This window comes from Psychrobacillus sp. NPDC093200, assembly GCF_050280345.1.
GTDB classification, from domain to species: domain Bacteria; phylum Bacillota; class Bacilli; order Bacillales_A; family Planococcaceae; genus Psychrobacillus; species Psychrobacillus faecigallinarum.
Genome location: NZ_JBNNVC010000005.1, coordinates 100,623 through 115,908, shown reverse-complemented (window position 1 = coordinate 115,908; position 15,286 = coordinate 100,623). Strand labels below are relative to the sequence as shown.

Sequence of the window (15,286 nt, the reverse complement as noted above, 5' to 3'; positions counted from 1 at the left end):
CCTCTTTTATAAAAAAGAAGATGCTAGTTAGTATGATTTAATGGTCAGTACGCTTGGAAACTCAATAAAATCCACACTGAAAACAGGAGCCCAATAGCTCCAGTGATTTTATTATGTTTTTCGTACGACAGTATTTTCAAGCTATTGCTTGTACATAGCTGCACTTAACACCCCCTATCCGCGTAGGCTTGTGGTGTGTACTTGAAATAGGCAGGTCTCCTGGCTCATGTTCATCGCTCTTCTTTCCTTCCCGTAGTAACCTTACAGTGGTTTATAAAGAATCGCTCCCATTTACAGTTGCGGGACAGCGTCGGTCTTTCACCGAACTTCCCTTTTAAGTTCTCTTGCTAACAAAAGAACACCTAAATCTACACATTATTTAATTGTTCTTTCACTATAACATAAAGAAAGGTATTCATTATAGCAAATTTGGATAAGCGGCCGATGGTTTCCCTTTTTATAATCAATAGAGAGGTGAGGGAAATGATTAGAATGAAAGATTCGTATCGGCTGTATATTCATATTTGCTTTCTATCGCAATTATTTTTTACTTATATATTTACAGTCAATCTGTTGTATCAAGTAAGCGTTGTTAAGCTGGATCCGTTGCAGCTTGTTTTAGTGGGAACTGTGTTAGAGCTAACCGTATTTCTTTTTGAAATTCCAACAGGCGTCATATCTGACTTAAAAAGCCGGAAGCTGTCCATTATTATTGGTTATTTTTTGATAGGGACGGGTTTTTTATTGGAGGGTTTGTTTCCTTATTTTATAACGGTTTTATTGGCCCAGGTGGCATGGGGGATAGGCTATACCTTTACAAGCGGATCACAGCAAGCTTGGATTGCAGATGAAATAGGAGAAGAGAAGGCCTCTTTAGCATATATGAGGGGAGCTAAGGCTGGAAATTTGGGCCAATTAATTGCCATTCCGTTAAGTATTTTAACCGGTTACTACATGATTAATCTTCCTATTATTGTGGGAGGCGTATGTATGATAGGCTTGGCTATTTTTCTTATAATTTTTATGAAAGAGAATCATTTTAAACCAATAAAAATAACTGAAAGAATTAATACATTGGAGACAATGAAAGAGAGTTTAGGGAAAATCATTCATTATTCAAAAGCAAGCTTTATCCTGCGAATGCTATTTCTAATTGCTCTGTTTATAGGTTTTTATAGCGAGGGCTTTGATCGTTTGTGGCTTACCCATCTACTGGAGATGGCTAGAATAACCAGTTTGCCAAATGAACAGCTAGTGTTATTGACTGGTGGTATTCAGCTGGTGATAGTACTCGTGTCATTTGCAATACTTCACTTTCTAAATAAAAGTACAATTTATCAGGATCTGCGAACGATATATATCGGTCTTTTTATTGGTAGCTTCAGTATAGTGGTAGCATTAATCGGCTTTGCAGTTTCGAAGTATTTCATTGGCTTGTTTATTTGCTATGTCTTAATTCAAGTGAGTCGAAAAGTAATGTACCCATTGGAGGATATTTGGTTAAATAAAATCATTCCAGATTCCTCGACTCGAGCAACGTTTTTCTCAGTCAAAGGTCAAGTGGATGCCATTGGACAAATAAGTGGTGGGCCTGTTATTGGATATATTGCCACAACCTTTGCCATTAGGACTGCCATCATTGTAAGTGCCGTAATTTTAAGTCCAGTCCTGTTTTTATATCACATACTTTTGAAGAGAGCTAAGGGTCGGGAATAACAATATAAAGACCAGCAGGTATAGAAATTTTAGCTACCATGAACACAATACTATGTTCATGGTCTTTTTTGTATGGAGGAAACCTGATGGAGTATTGATAACCAGTTCTATTTAGCAAATAGAAAGAAATTCTACATATGCTTGTTTGAGCTGGATTTTCTCCGGCTAAAAGCAACCTCCTAAATCGGAAAATAAACTTGTTCTATATTTATTGTTTCTCCTTAACCGGAAGGTATATCTCCATGTAGATTTTGTCGTACTCCCAATCATGGCAGTGTTCATCATAGTATTCAAAATCATAGCTATCTTCATCTACTTCATAATGAGAGTCTGGTAGCCAGTCCTCTAAAATATATTGCCAAGTTCCTTTGATAGAGGAAACAAATTGCTCTTTTGGAACCATAGGTGTTTTAAATACCGCATATGTAGAAGCTTTGACATGAAACTTAAGAATTCCCTCTGGGATCGTTGTTCCCTCGTCAAAATTTACCGCAAATAAATATGTGAAATGATCTTCTAGCTCAGGTCCACTAAGATTAAAGCAGTATTCACCATGCTTTTTAGGGGACAGGAGATTATATAGAGTGGTCTCAATAGATTCTTCGGAAGATATTCTTTGATCCCAAAAGGCAGGAGCATCTCTTGTATAGGCTATATTCCTTAAGCGTGTTTCAAAAGTTTTTCCTGCGACTGTAAAAGGAGACATAGAAAGAATCTTAGGCTGAAGAACTATTCCCCCTGTTTTCTTTTGTAGAAGACTTTCTAAGCATAGCCTTTGGGGTAACGAAATGGGACAATGCATCTTATATAGGCTTGGGGGACTACCGAAACAGCGCTTAAATGATTTAGTAAAGCCGGCATGTGTTTCAAATCCATACTCAAATGCTATATCAATAATTCTTTTCCCCATTATCAAATCTACCAAAGCATATTGTAGCTTCCTTTTTTGTACATAATCCATCGGTGTATAACCAATAGTTTGATGAAAAATACGAGAAAAATGAAAGGGAGAATAACCGATAAGCTTTGATAGGGTATCAGTACTTATATCTTCCTTAATATGATCATCTATATAGTCAATTACCTTTTGTAATAGTTGCGTCATTGTAAAATACTCTCCATAAAATTTAAATTTTCAAAAAATATAATATATAATAGTCTATAATAAAAGAAAGAGATTGACTAGAGGGGGATGGATAATGGAGGAGCTTATAAGTAAGGTTCAAAAGTTGATTAAACCTTCCAAGGGAACTTGGGGAATTGTATTAGAGGATTTAAATACAGGAGATAAGTGGGAATACAATGAACAAGAGCTGTTTTACGCAGCGAGTGTGATTAAGGTACCAATAATGGTTGCAGTTTTTCGAGCGGTGGAACGTCTTGAACTATCATTATCAGATTTGATAATATTGGATAAGGATGAGTATGTGGGGGGCTCTGGAGTTCTTCAGCATTTAACTCCAGGTACTTCACTACCACTATCAGATATCATACTTCTGATGATTATTCAAAGCGACAATACAGCAACGAATCTTTTAATAGATTTAGTTGGAGTAGAAAATATTCAACAGACGATGAAAGAAGCTGGTATGGAACATAGTACATTTTATAACAAGCTTATGTTGAGTAAGCCAAATCCACATGGCACAAATCGTATTGCTGCAAAAGATGTTGGTATCTTGCTGACTAAAATAGCTCAAGGAGAGATTGTTAGTGAACAAGCAAGCAAGCAGATGATAGAAATCATGAAAAAACAACAGATGAGAGATTGTTTACCAGAGAAGCTTCCTTCTCCATACTCTAACTTTGATAATGGGATGCCTGCTTGGGAATTCGCAAATAAAGGAGGTTGGATACCGGGTACTCGACATGATGTGGGAATATTTTTTGTAGGAGATAGAAAATTAGTTGCAACCGTGCTTTCGGAGAAGGAGGATGACGTTCTCGCCAAAAGGATTCTTTCTCAAATAGGCTATGAAATATATCAGTACTTGTGTAAAGGAGAATAGAGAATAACTATTCCTTCGTGTGTATATTAATATTCTTAAAAGAAAAAGAAACTGTATAAAAGGAAAAAACTTTGACTGATTGATGGTCAAAGTTTTTTATATGTTCATTCGGATAGTTCTTTGGCTAAAGCTCTCCCTGTTTCTCTTCCTGTGAAAAGACAGCCTCCTAAAAAGGTTCCCTCCAAAGAACGATATCCATGCATTCCTCCGCCACCAAAGCCTGTGACCTCACCAGCGGCATAGAGGCCAGGAACAGGATATCCTTCTGAATTTAGGACACGACCGCCTAAATCTGTTTGGAGCCCACCTAATGTTTTACGGGTTAGAATATTCAAACGAACAGCAATCAAGGGACCATTTTTACTGTCCAATATTTTATGAGGAGCTGCTACACGAATAAGCCTGTCTCCAATGTAATGACGAGATCCTCTTAAGGCAGTGATTTGAAGATCCTTTGTAAACTTATTATCCATCTCCCGGTCACGAGCTATAATCTGCTTTTCTATACTTTCGTAATTTAATAAGCTATTGCCGGTAATTTTATTCATTCCTTCGACAAGTTCTTTTAAATTTGAAGCGACGACAAAGTCTTCTCCCTTATCCATGAAAGCTTTAACTGGAGCAGTTGGGCCAGGTAAAATACGTTTTAGCACTTGTTTGATGCTTTTTTTAGTAAGGTCAGGATTTTGCTCTGAGCCAGATAATGCAAATTCTTTTTCAATTATTTTTTCTGTGAGGATAAACCAAGAGTAATCATATCCAGTATCTTGAATGGCCTTTAATGTACCTAATGTATCGAAGCCAGGGAAGTTTGGCGCGGGAAAGCGATTGCCCTCTGCATCCAACCAAATGGATGAGGGACCAGGCAGGATACGGATTCCATGTTCCTTCCATATTGGATCCCAATTCTTAATACCTTCAGTGTAGTGCCACATTCGATCCTTATTGACCAAACGACCACCGGCTTTTTCTGCAATTTCCATCATTCGGCCGTCTACATACTCTGGAACACCTGAAATCATGTTAAGAGGAGGGGGTCCAAGGCGTTTTGGCCAATTTTGACGAACCAGGTCATGGTTAGCTCCAATACCTCCACTTGTAACTACCACGGCTTTAGAAAAGAACTCAAACTGATCAATCACTTCTCTTGAACTGGCTTGTCCTCTTTCTACGTTACTTGCCACTAAAATAGATCCGCCTACACCAGTCACTCCATTATTATTAGTAAGTAGACTATCTACTCGATGACGTGGCTTATAAGTAACTAACCCCTCTGAAATTGCTTCTCGCACACGTTTTTCAAAAGGAGAGATGATGCCGGGACCAGTGCCCCAAACAATATGGAACCGAGGAACTGAATTGCCATGCCCATCTGCTAAATATCCTCCTCGCTCTGCCCATCCGACTACCGGAAAGAATCGAACCCCTTTTTCATGCAACCAGGCTCTTTTTTCTTCATAGGCAAAACGTACATAAGCCTCTGCCCATTTTTTTGCCCAGTATTCTTCCTCATTATCGCCATCAAACCCTGCCGTTCCTAACCAGTCCTGCCAAGCAAGCTCATAGGAATCCTTAATGCCCATTCTTCTTTGCTCAGGTGAGTCTACAAGAAAGAGCCCTCCAAATGACCACCAGGCTTGTCCGCCTAGAGAGCTTTCTGGTTCTTGGTCTAATAGCAAAACCCGCTTCCCAGCATCGGTTAGTTCGGTCGTGGCAACCAGCCCAGCTAATCCTGCTCCAACCACAATTACATCAAAATTCATTCTCCTATCCCCTTTTTCAAAAATATACAAATAGTTCTGAAAATAATTAACCTAATACTATTATACTTCCTTTTTATGCTAATTAACTATTGGGTTATGATAACAGACTTTGAAAAGTGACCCATGTTATAATGGAAATATTATTGGAGGTAATACGTTGAAAAATTCAAACGAGTATCCGTCATTTATTTATACATTTGCATACAACGATGCAGAACGCTCTCTTTGTCATCTAGAGATGCGCTCTTTTTTTGGATATGATACAGAAAAGAAAATACTGAGAAGTGATATAAGGATAAATCCTAGTCGAAGCCCTTTTATGAAGGGAAGAATCGACATATTAGCAGAGGGAGATACTATAGAAGAAATTATTACTACTGCCCATCTATTTGGTAAAGAGGGGGAGACAAACAAGGTGGTCTTTCTCAAGATAAATGATAGGCAAGGAGACGATAAGATCCAAAACAATGAGCGACTTCAAATTGAACGAGCTATTGGCTCTGAAATGATGGGGGATTTTGATCTTCATAATCCAGATCAACTGTTTGCTGTTGTTCCCTATGAAAAGCGCTGGTATTTTGGGACATATAAAAAAAGTGAGCCCATCTGGTTTAATCATATAAAAAAACCGAGAGAATATTCTACTGCACTTAGTACGAGAGTAGCGAGAGCTGTAGCTAATATTGCTGTTCCTCATCCAGCTAGTATTCGAGCAATCGATCCTTGCTGTGGTATTGGAACGGTGCTGGTAGAGGCTCGGTCTATGGGAATTGATATTGTAGGAAGAGATATTAACCCGCTAGTTTGTATAGGCTCAAGAGAAAATCTAGAATACTTTGGATTAACAGGCGATGTGAAAAAGGGTGCGATTCAAGATATTGAGGAAACCTATGACGTTGCAATCATTGATTTACCATATAATCTATATACTCATGCTTCATGGGAAGAACAATTGACCATATTAACGCACGCGAAAAGAATTGCTAAGCGGGTAGTGATTGTGACGATTGAATCTATGGACGATCGATTAAAATCAATTGGACTTCATATAAAGGATCGTTGTACTACAACAAAACAACAGTTTGAGCGAGAAATTTTAGTTTGTGAGTGAAAAGTATTAGAAAGGGGAGGAAAGGATGCAAGAGCTCTCTCTAGGTGGACTTTTAGATGTAGTTGGTCAATTATTTTCTGATGAGATATCGATAGCCGTCTCGGATAAAGAAAAATACATATACTATAGACCAAGCACACGCATAGACTTAAAGATAAAACCAGGTGACCCTATAAAAGAAGGAACACTAGCGTATAAAGCGTTGCATAGTAACCAAAAGGTCTCTGAGTTTATCAATCGAGAAATGTTTGGCGTTCCTTATCATGGAATGGCTGTACCCTTGCAGCATAATGGTGAGGTGGAGGGAACTGTATTAGCCATCTATCCTGCTTTAACTGATGGGAAATCCGTTATCACCATCAAAACGCTAGATGGTTGGATGCCTGTCCCTTTTTCAGATGTTATCTATTTGGAAGCAAGAGATCGAAAGACACATATCGTGACGAAAGATTTTACTGGCACCCATGCAGGTTCTTTACAGGACTTTGAATATAGACTGCCAAGAGAGTCCTTTATTCGCTGCCACCGCTCTTTTATCGTCAATGTTCATCAGATTAAAGAAATATACCCAGATACTCATTCAACCTTTGTATTAGCTATGCATACGGGAGAGAAGGTATCTGTCAGTCAATCATACTCTAGCTATTTTAGGAAATTATTAGGATTTTAAATTACAAAGCTTGGATAAGGGGATAATCTCTTTTTATTCAAGCTTTTTTTATTTGTTCCTTTTTCTGAGACGGTCAAATATGAATTTTTAAAAAAATTTTCTCTGTTTTAGTCATTGTTTTTTCTGTTTTATCCGCTTTAAAAGTGTCTTCGACTGTTTTTATCAAATTTGTGACGATACACGATAAAATAATTAGACAAGGCAACGAACGAGGGGGATGTGTCTGTATGTTAAAAAATCTTAATCGTGTAAAAAATTCAAAACTACACGACTTAATAGTAAGCGCAGAAGAAGCTGCTTCCTGGATCCAAGATGGAATGACATTGGGTTTAAGTGGATTTACACGTGCGGGTGATGCGAAGGCGGTTCCATTAGCATTAGTAGAGAGAGCGAAAAAAGAAACATTTAAAGTGAATATTTTTACGGGGGCCTCTGTAGGTTCTGATATAGATAAGCTTCTATCAGAAGCAGGAATCATCAACAAACGTTTACCATTCCAGGCGGATGCAACTATGAGAAAGCACATTAATGCAGGTGATCATCTATTTGTTGATCAGCACTTGTCTCATACATCCGAATTAATTCGTAATGGAGTTTTACCGACAGTCGACTTCGCTATTGTGGAAGCGGTTTCAATTACTGAGGATGGGATGATTATACCAACTACTTCAGTAGGTAATTCTGCGACCTTCGTTACCCATGCAAATAATATTGTTATTGAAATAAACGTAGCACAACTAGAAGAATTTGAAGGCTTACATGATGTTTACGAACCGGCACCACAAGGAGAGAATAGAAAGCCAATTCCTGTAAGCTCTGTAGGTGAACGTATTGGAACAATCGGTATTCCTTTTGATGCTTCTAAGGTTAAGGGGATAGTTTTTACTAAGTATACGGACTCTCCGTCTACAATTGTTCCACCTGATGAGGAAACAAAGGAAATGGCAGACCATTTACTAGCTTTCCTTCGTGAGGAAGTAAAAGCTGGAAGATTAACAGAAAAGCTAGCGCCTATTCAAGCAGGTATAGGCTCGGTAGCAAATGCGGTGTTACATGGAATGATTGATTCGGAGTTTAAGAACCTTGAAGTATACTCAGAAGTATTACAAGACTCTGTTTTTGATTTGATAGATGCGGGTAAGGTAGATTTTGCTTCTGGGTGCTCGATTACTCTATCAGATGAAAAGATGGAACAGGTATTTGGCAACTTCGATCAGTATCGTGACAAGCTAGTACTAAGACCACAGGAGATCACGAATCATCCTGAAGTAATTCGTCGTCTTGGTCTAATCTCGATTAATACAGCATTAGAGTTTGATATATATGGAAATGTTAACTCCACTCACGTTTGCGGAACAAAAATGATGAATGGTATTGGTGGTTCTGGAGATTTTGCACGAAACGCCAAGGTAGCTATTTTTGTAACAAAGTCTATTGCTAAAGGCGGTAATGTCTCTAGTATCGTTCCATTTGTTTCACATGTGGATCACACGGAGCATGATGTAGATGTAGTAGTGACAGAACAAGGCTATGCAGACCTACGTGGTTTAGCACCTCGTGAGCGAGCGTCATTAATCATTAATAATTGTGTGCACCCGATGTACAGAGATCAGCTAAGTAGTTATTTTGTGGAGGCGCTTTCTAGAGGCGGACAAACTCCACATGTATTGGAGAAGGCATTCTCTTTCCATTCAAAGTTTGCAGAAACAGGAACTATGTTAGACAAAGAAGAATCATTAGCATAAGAGAGAACCCGTATCCTATTGTTGGATACGGATTTTAAATTTAAAGACAATGAGTGATTATTTGTATCCATCCCATAAACATACATGAAAAGCATGAATGATAGATTGCTGATTTCCGCTTTCGCCGGACGCGTTCCGCCGCCTGTCGCTCCAATCACACATATGTAGCACCGGTTAAGGAGTCTGGACATAGAAGAAGGGCAATGGACAGACAAACGTCCTTAGATTATTGAAAAAGAGGGTATTCGTGACTCAAGTCACGGATATCCTCTCAAGATTTCCTTAGTATTGATATTGATAAGTCTTTACTCAAACATACCGAAACAATAAGAAATGTCTCTTTAGCTTTTCATTAATGAATGTCTTTTTTCTTAAATCTACCGCCTTGAACCTCGGCGATGTTACCTACTGCTAAAAAGGCATGGGAATCTATCTCTTCCACAATAGATTTTAGCTTGGCCTCCTCTAATCGAGTGACAACGGTAAAGATTACCTTCTTACTGTCTCCTGTATAAGCGCCTTCTCCATGTAGATAGGTTACTCCACGGCCGAGACGGTCCATTACAGTGTCTCCAATATCCTCTACCTTTTCACTAATGATGAAGACGGACTTAGATTCATCCAAACCTTGTATAACTATATCAATCGTTTTAAATGCTACAAAGTAGGCTAAAAAAGAATACATAGCTTGCTCCCAATTGAAGACAAATCCTGCTATGGAGAATATCACAAGATTGATAATCATAATAATTTCCCCAACGGAAAAGGGTAAGGACTTATTAAATAAAATAGCTAGTATTTCGGAACCATCCAATGATCCTCCGTTACGTATAACTAATCCTACACCAACACCAAGAACGATGCCTCCAAATACTGTAGATAACAGTAAATCCTTTGTAAAGGGATCGATATGATGCAAATAAGAGGTGCAGAGAGACAGTATAGTAATACCGAAAAGGGTAGAAAGGGCAAAGGTTTTCCCGATTTGTTTGTAGCCTAGGAAAAAGAATGGGATGTTTAATATGAAGATAAAAATTCCTAATCTAACTCCTGTTAAGTGTGAAATGATGATAGAAACTCCTACAACTCCACCATCGAGAATTTGATTGGGGACTAAGAAAAGTTCTAGGCCGACCGCCATCAAGATAGCTCCAATAGCTATCATAATCATTCGTCCAGCAACAACTTTTTTGGGGGTTCTTCTGTGGGGTACTTTTAACTTTGCTAGCTCAATCGCTACTTCACTCAATTTAATCTCCTCTTTTCTAAAAAAATAGCCATTCTTCTATTTTATAAAAAAATTCAAATAATTAAAAGAGTAATCCAATATATTAATAAAATAATCTAAAAAATACTATTTAACACTATCGTTATCTAAATAGTTTAAAAATTTATTAAAGTCTGTTAATATAACTTTAGGTTAGCTTTAATAGAAGGAAGGGAGTTCAATAAACCTATCTTTTCAGAAAGCTCGTGTGATAAAAAACATATTTTGTAAGCGCATACATAATTATTTTTTTGCATACTATTTAAATGCGCTAATAAAAAAGGGAGGAATATAAGTTGGTTTATGCATTTCCAAATACAGATGGGGCAAAGGTTTCCTTTAAGGACAAGTATGAAAATTATATTAACGGAGAGTGGACGCCACCAGTAAAGGGACAGTACTTTGAGAATGTTACCCCGGTGACAGGGAAAGTGTTTACCCAAGTTGCACGCTCCACTGCGGAAGATATTGAATTGGCATTAGATGCTGCTCATGCTGCTAAGGATGCATGGGGTATGACCTCAGTCACAGAACGCTCGAACATTTTAAACAAAATTGCGAACCGTTTAGAAGAGAACTTAGAGATGCTGGCTGTTGCAGAAACATGGGACAATGGTAAAGCTGTAAGAGAAACGTTAAATGCAGATTTACCCTTAGCTATTGACCATTTCCGATACTTCGCAGGTGTAATAAGAGCACAAGAAGGCAAATTGAGTCAAATTGACAAGGATACGGTTGCTTATCATTTCCATGAGCCACTTGGTGTAGTTGGACAAATTATCCCTTGGAACTTTCCAATTCTAATGGCGGTATGGAAGCTTGCTCCTGCATTAGCGGCAGGTAACTGCGTGGTACTAAAACCAGCAGAGCAAACGCCAGTATCTATAATGGTGCTAATGGAGTTAATTGAGGACTTAATTCCTCCGGGAGTAGTAAATATCGTAAACGGATTTGGCTTGGAGGCAGGTAAACCTTTAGCGTCTAGTCCTAGAATTAGTAAGATTGCTTTTACTGGTGAAACTACTACTGGTCGTTTAATCATGCAGTATGCTTCTCAAAATCTTATTCCAGTAACTTTAGAGCTTGGAGGTAAATCACCAAATATCTTCTTTGAGGACATAATGGATGAAGATGATGCATTTTTAGATAAAGCGATAGAAGGCTTTGTATTGTTTGCCCTTAACCAAGGCGAGGTATGTACATGTCCTTCTAGGGTGCTTATTCAAGAGTCTATTTACGATAAATTTATGGAGAGGGTACTAGCCCGGGTGGAATCTATTAATATAGGGAATCCTCTTGATCCGAATGTAATGATGGGAGCCCAGGCTTCTACTGAACAAATGGAAAAAATCCTTTCCTATTTAGATATTGGAAAACAAGAGGGTGCAGAATGCTTAATCGGTGGAGAACGTAATACATTAGAGGGTGATTTGGCAGAAGGGTATTACATCAAGCCAACTGTCTTCAAAGGTCATAACAAAATGCGTATATTCCAGGAAGAGATTTTTGGACCAGTGGTATCCGTTACCACTTTTAAAACGAAAGAAGAGGCATTGGAAATAGCAAATGACACCTTATATGGCTTAGGTTCTGGAATATGGACACGCAATATGAATATTGCGTATCGTTTTGGACGTGCCATTCAAGCAGGGCGGGTATGGACAAATTGCTATCATCAGTATCCTGCCCATGCGGCTTTCGGTGGCTATAAAATGTCTGGAATAGGACGAGAAAACCACTTGATGATGCTCAGTCATTATCAACAAACAAAAAATCTATTAGTGAGCTATAGTGAAAACAAATTAGGGTTCTTTTAAGCAAAAATAAGAGAGGGTGCGTGTATATCGTTGAACGAGTTATCGCAACAGCTACTGCACTAGAGCTAATTGAATTATTGAAAAGTAAGCACGGTCCATTGATGTTTCATCAATCAGGAGGATGTTGTGATGGTTCCTCTCCTATGTGTTATCCAAATGGAGAGCTAATTGTAGGAGATCAGGACACACTCCTTGGATATATCGGCGATGTGCCGTTTTATATGCATAAAAATCAGTTTGACTACTGGCAGCACACACAACTCATCATAGATGTGGTAGAAGGAAGAGGAGGAATGTTTTCACTCGAAGGGGTGGAGGGCAAACGTTTCTTAACAAGGTCTAGGGCATTTACCTCTGAAGAAAACAGCCAGCTTAGTAGTAGAAAATAATAATAGTAAGCACAGAAATGGATATCCCTCTTTCTGTGCTTATTTTATTTGATTTACTAAATAGGAGAGCTCGATCTTACTCTCTCCATTTTATTTGTATTAAGACGCTTAAGCTATCTTTTCAATGCTATAGTTTGCTTTGTTTCATTCCTAAAATAAATTAAGCTATACTAAAATTACAACACACAAAGAAAGAAGGAAATCAGATGGTGAAAGAACTGTTACGAGCACATGCTTCCGTAAGAAAATATAAGGACTACCAGCTATCAAGAGAAGAAGTTGCAGAGCTTATAGAAACAGCACAGCATGCAGCAAGCTCTCACTTTGTACAAGCCTATAGTGTTATATGGGTCTCGGATGAGGAGAAAAGAAAAGAGCTAGGTAGACTATCCAAAAATCCTACACAATTTAGCACTGCGGGAGCAGCTCTATTAATGTGTGCAGACTTTAATCGATTGCAAGCAGCAGGGGAAATACAAGAGAAGGAAATAACAATCGATACTACTGAAAACGTGTTAGTAGGAGCGGTAGACGTTGCATTGTTCGCTCAAAATCTTGTTATTGCAGCTGAAGACAAGGGCTATGGGATTTGTTATATTGGTGGGGTTAGAAATGCCCCTGATGAAATAAGCACTATGTTTAATCTGCCAGAGGGAGTATTCCCACTTTTTGCAATCACCTTAGGGGTACCAGATCAACATAACGAGGTAAAGCCAAGATTACCAGTAGAGGCTATTTTACATGAAAATGATTATGATTCTGATAAGTACGCTGAACTTTTAAAAGTATACGATGAAACGATGAAGGAATATTACTTGAGCCGTGGGTCAAATCAAAAAGTATCTACTTGGACAAATCAAATGGCAGATTTTTTAGAAAGCCCTCGGAGACCTCATATGAAGAAATTTTTAGCGAGCAAAGGATTTAACTTAAAATGAGTATTAAAAGAAGAGGATCTCGAAATTAGTCGAGATCCTCTTTCATTGCTTTTTATTTTGTAAAAAAGTTTTCCGTGTAGTAGGGAGTAGCTGTATCATTAAATGCAGTACCTACTCCTAGGTTCCTATAGTTCGGGCTTAAAATATTTTTGCGATGACCAAGTGAGTTCATTAGTCCCTCATGTGCAAAGATGCTGCTGCTTTGTCCATATGCTAAATTCTCACCAGCATAGGTAAAGCTAAGACCATCCTGCTCCATTCGTTCAAAGGGGGTCAGACCCTGTAAGTTATCATGACTAAAATAATTATGAATAGCCATATCTTCACTATGCTTTCGTGCCGTATCACTTACTGGTTCATCGTATGTAAGGATAGGTAAACCTCGAATGGCACGTGCTGCATTTGTTAAATCGAAAAGCTGATATTCAAATCCTTTTTTGAGTTCCTCAGAAGGTTCACCAAAGGTTGCTTTATGGTTTTTTTCTACAGATTCTTCTACAATTTGAATCGCTGTAATCGTACTGCTCTCATGTATATCATAAAAAAATGTAATATAGCTGTTATTTATCAAAAACAGATCATACTCACCAGAGTCTGGCAGGAGGTAGACAATGTTACCTTTTTTCAAACGTTTAATAGGCTCACCTAAAGCTGCAACAACTTGATCTCTGTTGCTATCCATAGTCAATCCTAAAAACATAGAGTTAGAAGGTTGATTGGTGAACATGGCATTTACTTTATTTTGTGAGTCATAAGAGATCATCATAAAGTTTTGGTAGTTTTCATGATGAGTATGCCAAACTAAGCCATATTCGTTTAAGCTAACTCTTTGGGCTTTACCGTATATCGTTTCAATCTCACTTTTTTTCATACCCATCTTAATCTGATCTAGCTCAATGCCAGTATCAGAAAGAGGGATGTTTGTTTCAGTGGGTGATGATGTAGGAGTAGATTTCATCTCTTGCCAGTATGCCTTTGCCTCATTAAGATACTGACCAACCTCCATAGAATCTATCCATTCATCTACAGGCTGAAGAAAAGAGAGATCAACATATTCAGTTGTATATTCTTCCCACAACGGTCTTGAGAAGAAAATGGCTACTAACAAAAGAAGAAACCAGCCTACTTTTCTCACGCGTTTCACACTCCAACTTATTTCTTAATTTCTCCACATACGATTCTTTTGCCAGAATTCCCTGCAGGGTCGGTTTTATAATCATCAGCACCTTCATGAATAACAATAGCACTACCATCAGCGTCTAACAAAGAATTACTTTTCCCTTGCGTTAATACTACTGCAGGTGAGATTGTTTCTAATTCTATAGTTCCATCCTTATCTACCTCAATATTTGGCAAATCCCCTGCATGGTATCCTTTTGGATTTTGAAAACCATGTTCTTTTCCAGCGGGGTTAAAATGGCTTCCCGCTGATTCAAATGTTGGCTTCTCACAGCTGGCGGTCTCATGAAAATGGATGGCCTTTACTCCAGGAGTAAGCCCCTCTGCTTTTAACAAGATATGGGTACCCTTGGAGGTTTCTGAAAGGGTGGCAGTTCCTACTTGTTTACCTTCTGTATTAATCAATGAAACATCAACCTTTTCACTTAAGTTGGCATCAACTGAAGAAAAGCTACATCCAGCTAATAAAACACTAGTTAGTACTATAGTGCCTACAATATGTTTATACACTTATGCCCCTCCTAATTTTATAATTATAATTCCACATAAGTCTTACCAAATATAGGGTTTATATACATCTATTTAAATTAAAAGCACAATGCAGTTGTTTATTCTGCATTGTGCTTTGTATTTAGAATATTAGATTCGATTATTAGTATAGTTATATAGTAAAGGAATGCAT

13 protein-coding genes and 1 riboswitch are annotated in these 15,286 nt (G+C 38.1%); of the genes, 8 read left to right on the top strand and 5 right to left on the bottom strand.

Annotated elements, in window-relative coordinates; genetic code table 11:
• Positions 1-192: 192 nt before the first annotated feature.
• Positions 193-381: riboswitch (cobalamin riboswitch) on the bottom strand.
• A 102-nt stretch (positions 382-483) separates the two neighbouring features.
• Positions 484-1,716 carry an MFS transporter gene (locus ACQKNZ_RS17375; protein WP_427660885.1) on the top strand — a complete coding sequence of 411 codons (1,233 nt, stop codon included), beginning with the start codon at positions 484-486 and terminating at the stop codon, positions 1,714-1,716.
• A 208-nt stretch (positions 1,717-1,924) separates the two neighbouring features.
• Here ACQKNZ_RS17375 and ACQKNZ_RS17370 read toward each other — a convergent pair whose 3' ends face one another.
• Positions 1,925-2,821, bottom strand: a complete 897-nt coding sequence (locus tag ACQKNZ_RS17370; protein ID WP_340863922.1) for an AraC family transcriptional regulator — start codon at positions 2,819-2,821, stop codon at positions 1,925-1,927.
• A 94-nt stretch (positions 2,822-2,915) separates the two neighbouring features.
• On the opposite strand from ACQKNZ_RS17370, the gene ACQKNZ_RS17365 reads away from it, so the two are divergent.
• Positions 2,916-3,725: a serine hydrolase gene (locus ACQKNZ_RS17365; RefSeq protein ID WP_427660883.1), complete on the top strand. Its 810-nt coding sequence runs from the start codon at positions 2,916-2,918 to the stop codon at positions 3,723-3,725.
• Positions 3,726-3,829: 104 nt separating this feature from the next.
• On the opposite strand, the gene ACQKNZ_RS17360 is transcribed toward ACQKNZ_RS17365, so the two are convergent.
• On the bottom strand, positions 3,830-5,488 hold the full coding sequence (locus ACQKNZ_RS17360; RefSeq protein ID WP_427660881.1) for an FAD-binding dehydrogenase: 1,659 nt from the start codon (positions 5,486-5,488) through the stop codon (positions 3,830-3,832).
• Positions 5,489-5,645: 157 nt separating this feature from the next.
• Between ACQKNZ_RS17360 and ACQKNZ_RS17355 the strand changes: the two genes are divergently transcribed.
• The 3 genes from ACQKNZ_RS17355 to ACQKNZ_RS17345 all read left to right on the top strand — a co-directional run bounded on the left by ACQKNZ_RS17355 (position 5,646) and on the right by ACQKNZ_RS17345 (position 9,014).
• Complete coding sequence (locus ACQKNZ_RS17355; RefSeq protein WP_427660879.1) at positions 5,646-6,599, top strand: TRM11 family SAM-dependent methyltransferase; 954 nt, start codon at positions 5,646-5,648, stop codon at positions 6,597-6,599.
• 25 nt (positions 6,600-6,624) lie between these two features.
• On the top strand, positions 6,625-7,269 hold the full coding sequence (locus ACQKNZ_RS17350; protein WP_144540100.1) for a LytTR family DNA-binding domain-containing protein: 645 nt from the start codon (positions 6,625-6,627) through the stop codon (positions 7,267-7,269).
• A gap of 227 nt (positions 7,270-7,496) precedes the next feature.
• Entirely contained in the window at positions 7,497-9,014 is a 1,518-nt protein-coding gene (locus ACQKNZ_RS17345) for an acetyl-CoA hydrolase/transferase family protein (RefSeq protein WP_427660876.1), read from the top strand.
• Positions 9,015-9,366: 352 nt separating this feature from the next.
• Here ACQKNZ_RS17345 and ACQKNZ_RS17340 read toward each other — a convergent pair whose 3' ends face one another.
• A complete protein-coding gene (locus ACQKNZ_RS17340; protein ID WP_404814897.1) occupies positions 9,367-10,263 on the bottom strand; it encodes a YitT family protein in 897 nt (298 codons plus the stop codon).
• Between the two features lie 314 nt (positions 10,264-10,577).
• Here ACQKNZ_RS17340 and adh point away from each other — a divergent pair, with 314 nt between their 5' ends.
• The 3 genes from adh to nfsA all read left to right on the top strand — a co-directional run bounded on the left by adh (position 10,578) and on the right by nfsA (position 13,425).
• On the top strand, positions 10,578-12,098 hold the full coding sequence (adh, locus tag ACQKNZ_RS17335) for an aldehyde dehydrogenase (RefSeq protein WP_427660874.1): 1,521 nt from the start codon (positions 10,578-10,580) through the stop codon (positions 12,096-12,098).
• 26 nt (positions 12,099-12,124) lie between these two features.
• Complete coding sequence (locus ACQKNZ_RS17330) at positions 12,125-12,487, top strand: DUF779 domain-containing protein (protein WP_144540310.1); 363 nt, start codon at positions 12,125-12,127, stop codon at positions 12,485-12,487.
• A 206-nt stretch (positions 12,488-12,693) separates the two neighbouring features.
• Positions 12,694-13,425 carry an oxygen-insensitive NADPH nitroreductase gene (gene nfsA, locus ACQKNZ_RS17325; protein ID WP_427660872.1) on the top strand — a complete coding sequence of 244 codons (732 nt, stop codon included), beginning with the start codon at positions 12,694-12,696 and terminating at the stop codon, positions 13,423-13,425.
• A gap of 52 nt (positions 13,426-13,477) precedes the next feature.
• Here the strand turns inward: nfsA and ACQKNZ_RS17320 are convergent, their stop codons facing one another.
• Positions 13,478-14,560 carry a CAP-associated domain-containing protein gene (locus tag ACQKNZ_RS17320; RefSeq protein ID WP_427660870.1) on the bottom strand — a complete coding sequence of 361 codons (1,083 nt, stop codon included), beginning with the start codon at positions 14,558-14,560 and terminating at the stop codon, positions 13,478-13,480.
• Positions 14,561-14,577: 17 nt separating this feature from the next.
• The gene (locus tag ACQKNZ_RS17315; protein ID WP_427660868.1) at positions 14,578-15,114 is read right to left on the bottom strand and encodes a superoxide dismutase family protein; all 537 of its coding nucleotides are present in this window, start codon (positions 15,112-15,114) and stop codon (positions 14,578-14,580) included.
• Between the last annotated feature and the right edge of the window lie 172 nt (positions 15,115-15,286).

Bases quoted from the DNA above. Each gene is read 5' to 3' on its own strand.
- ACQKNZ_RS17375 (WP_427660885.1), top strand. From the start codon at position 484: ATGATTAGAATGAAAGATTCGTATCGGCTGTATATTCATATTTGCTTT.
- ACQKNZ_RS17370 (WP_340863922.1), bottom strand. From the start codon at position 2,821: ATGACGCAACTATTACAAAAGGTAATTGACTATATAGATGATCATATT.
- ACQKNZ_RS17365 (WP_427660883.1), top strand. From the start codon at position 2,916: ATGGAGGAGCTTATAAGTAAGGTTCAAAAGTTGATTAAACCTTCCAAG.
- ACQKNZ_RS17360 (WP_427660881.1), bottom strand. From the start codon at position 5,488: ATGAATTTTGATGTAATTGTGGTTGGAGCAGGATTAGCTGGGCTGGTT.
- ACQKNZ_RS17350 (WP_144540100.1), top strand. From the start codon at position 6,625: ATGCAAGAGCTCTCTCTAGGTGGACTTTTAGATGTAGTTGGTCAATTA.
- ACQKNZ_RS17345 (WP_427660876.1), top strand. From the start codon at position 7,497: ATGTTAAAAAATCTTAATCGTGTAAAAAATTCAAAACTACACGACTTA.
- nfsA (WP_427660872.1), top strand. From the start codon at position 12,694: ATGGTGAAAGAACTGTTACGAGCACATGCTTCCGTAAGAAAATATAAG.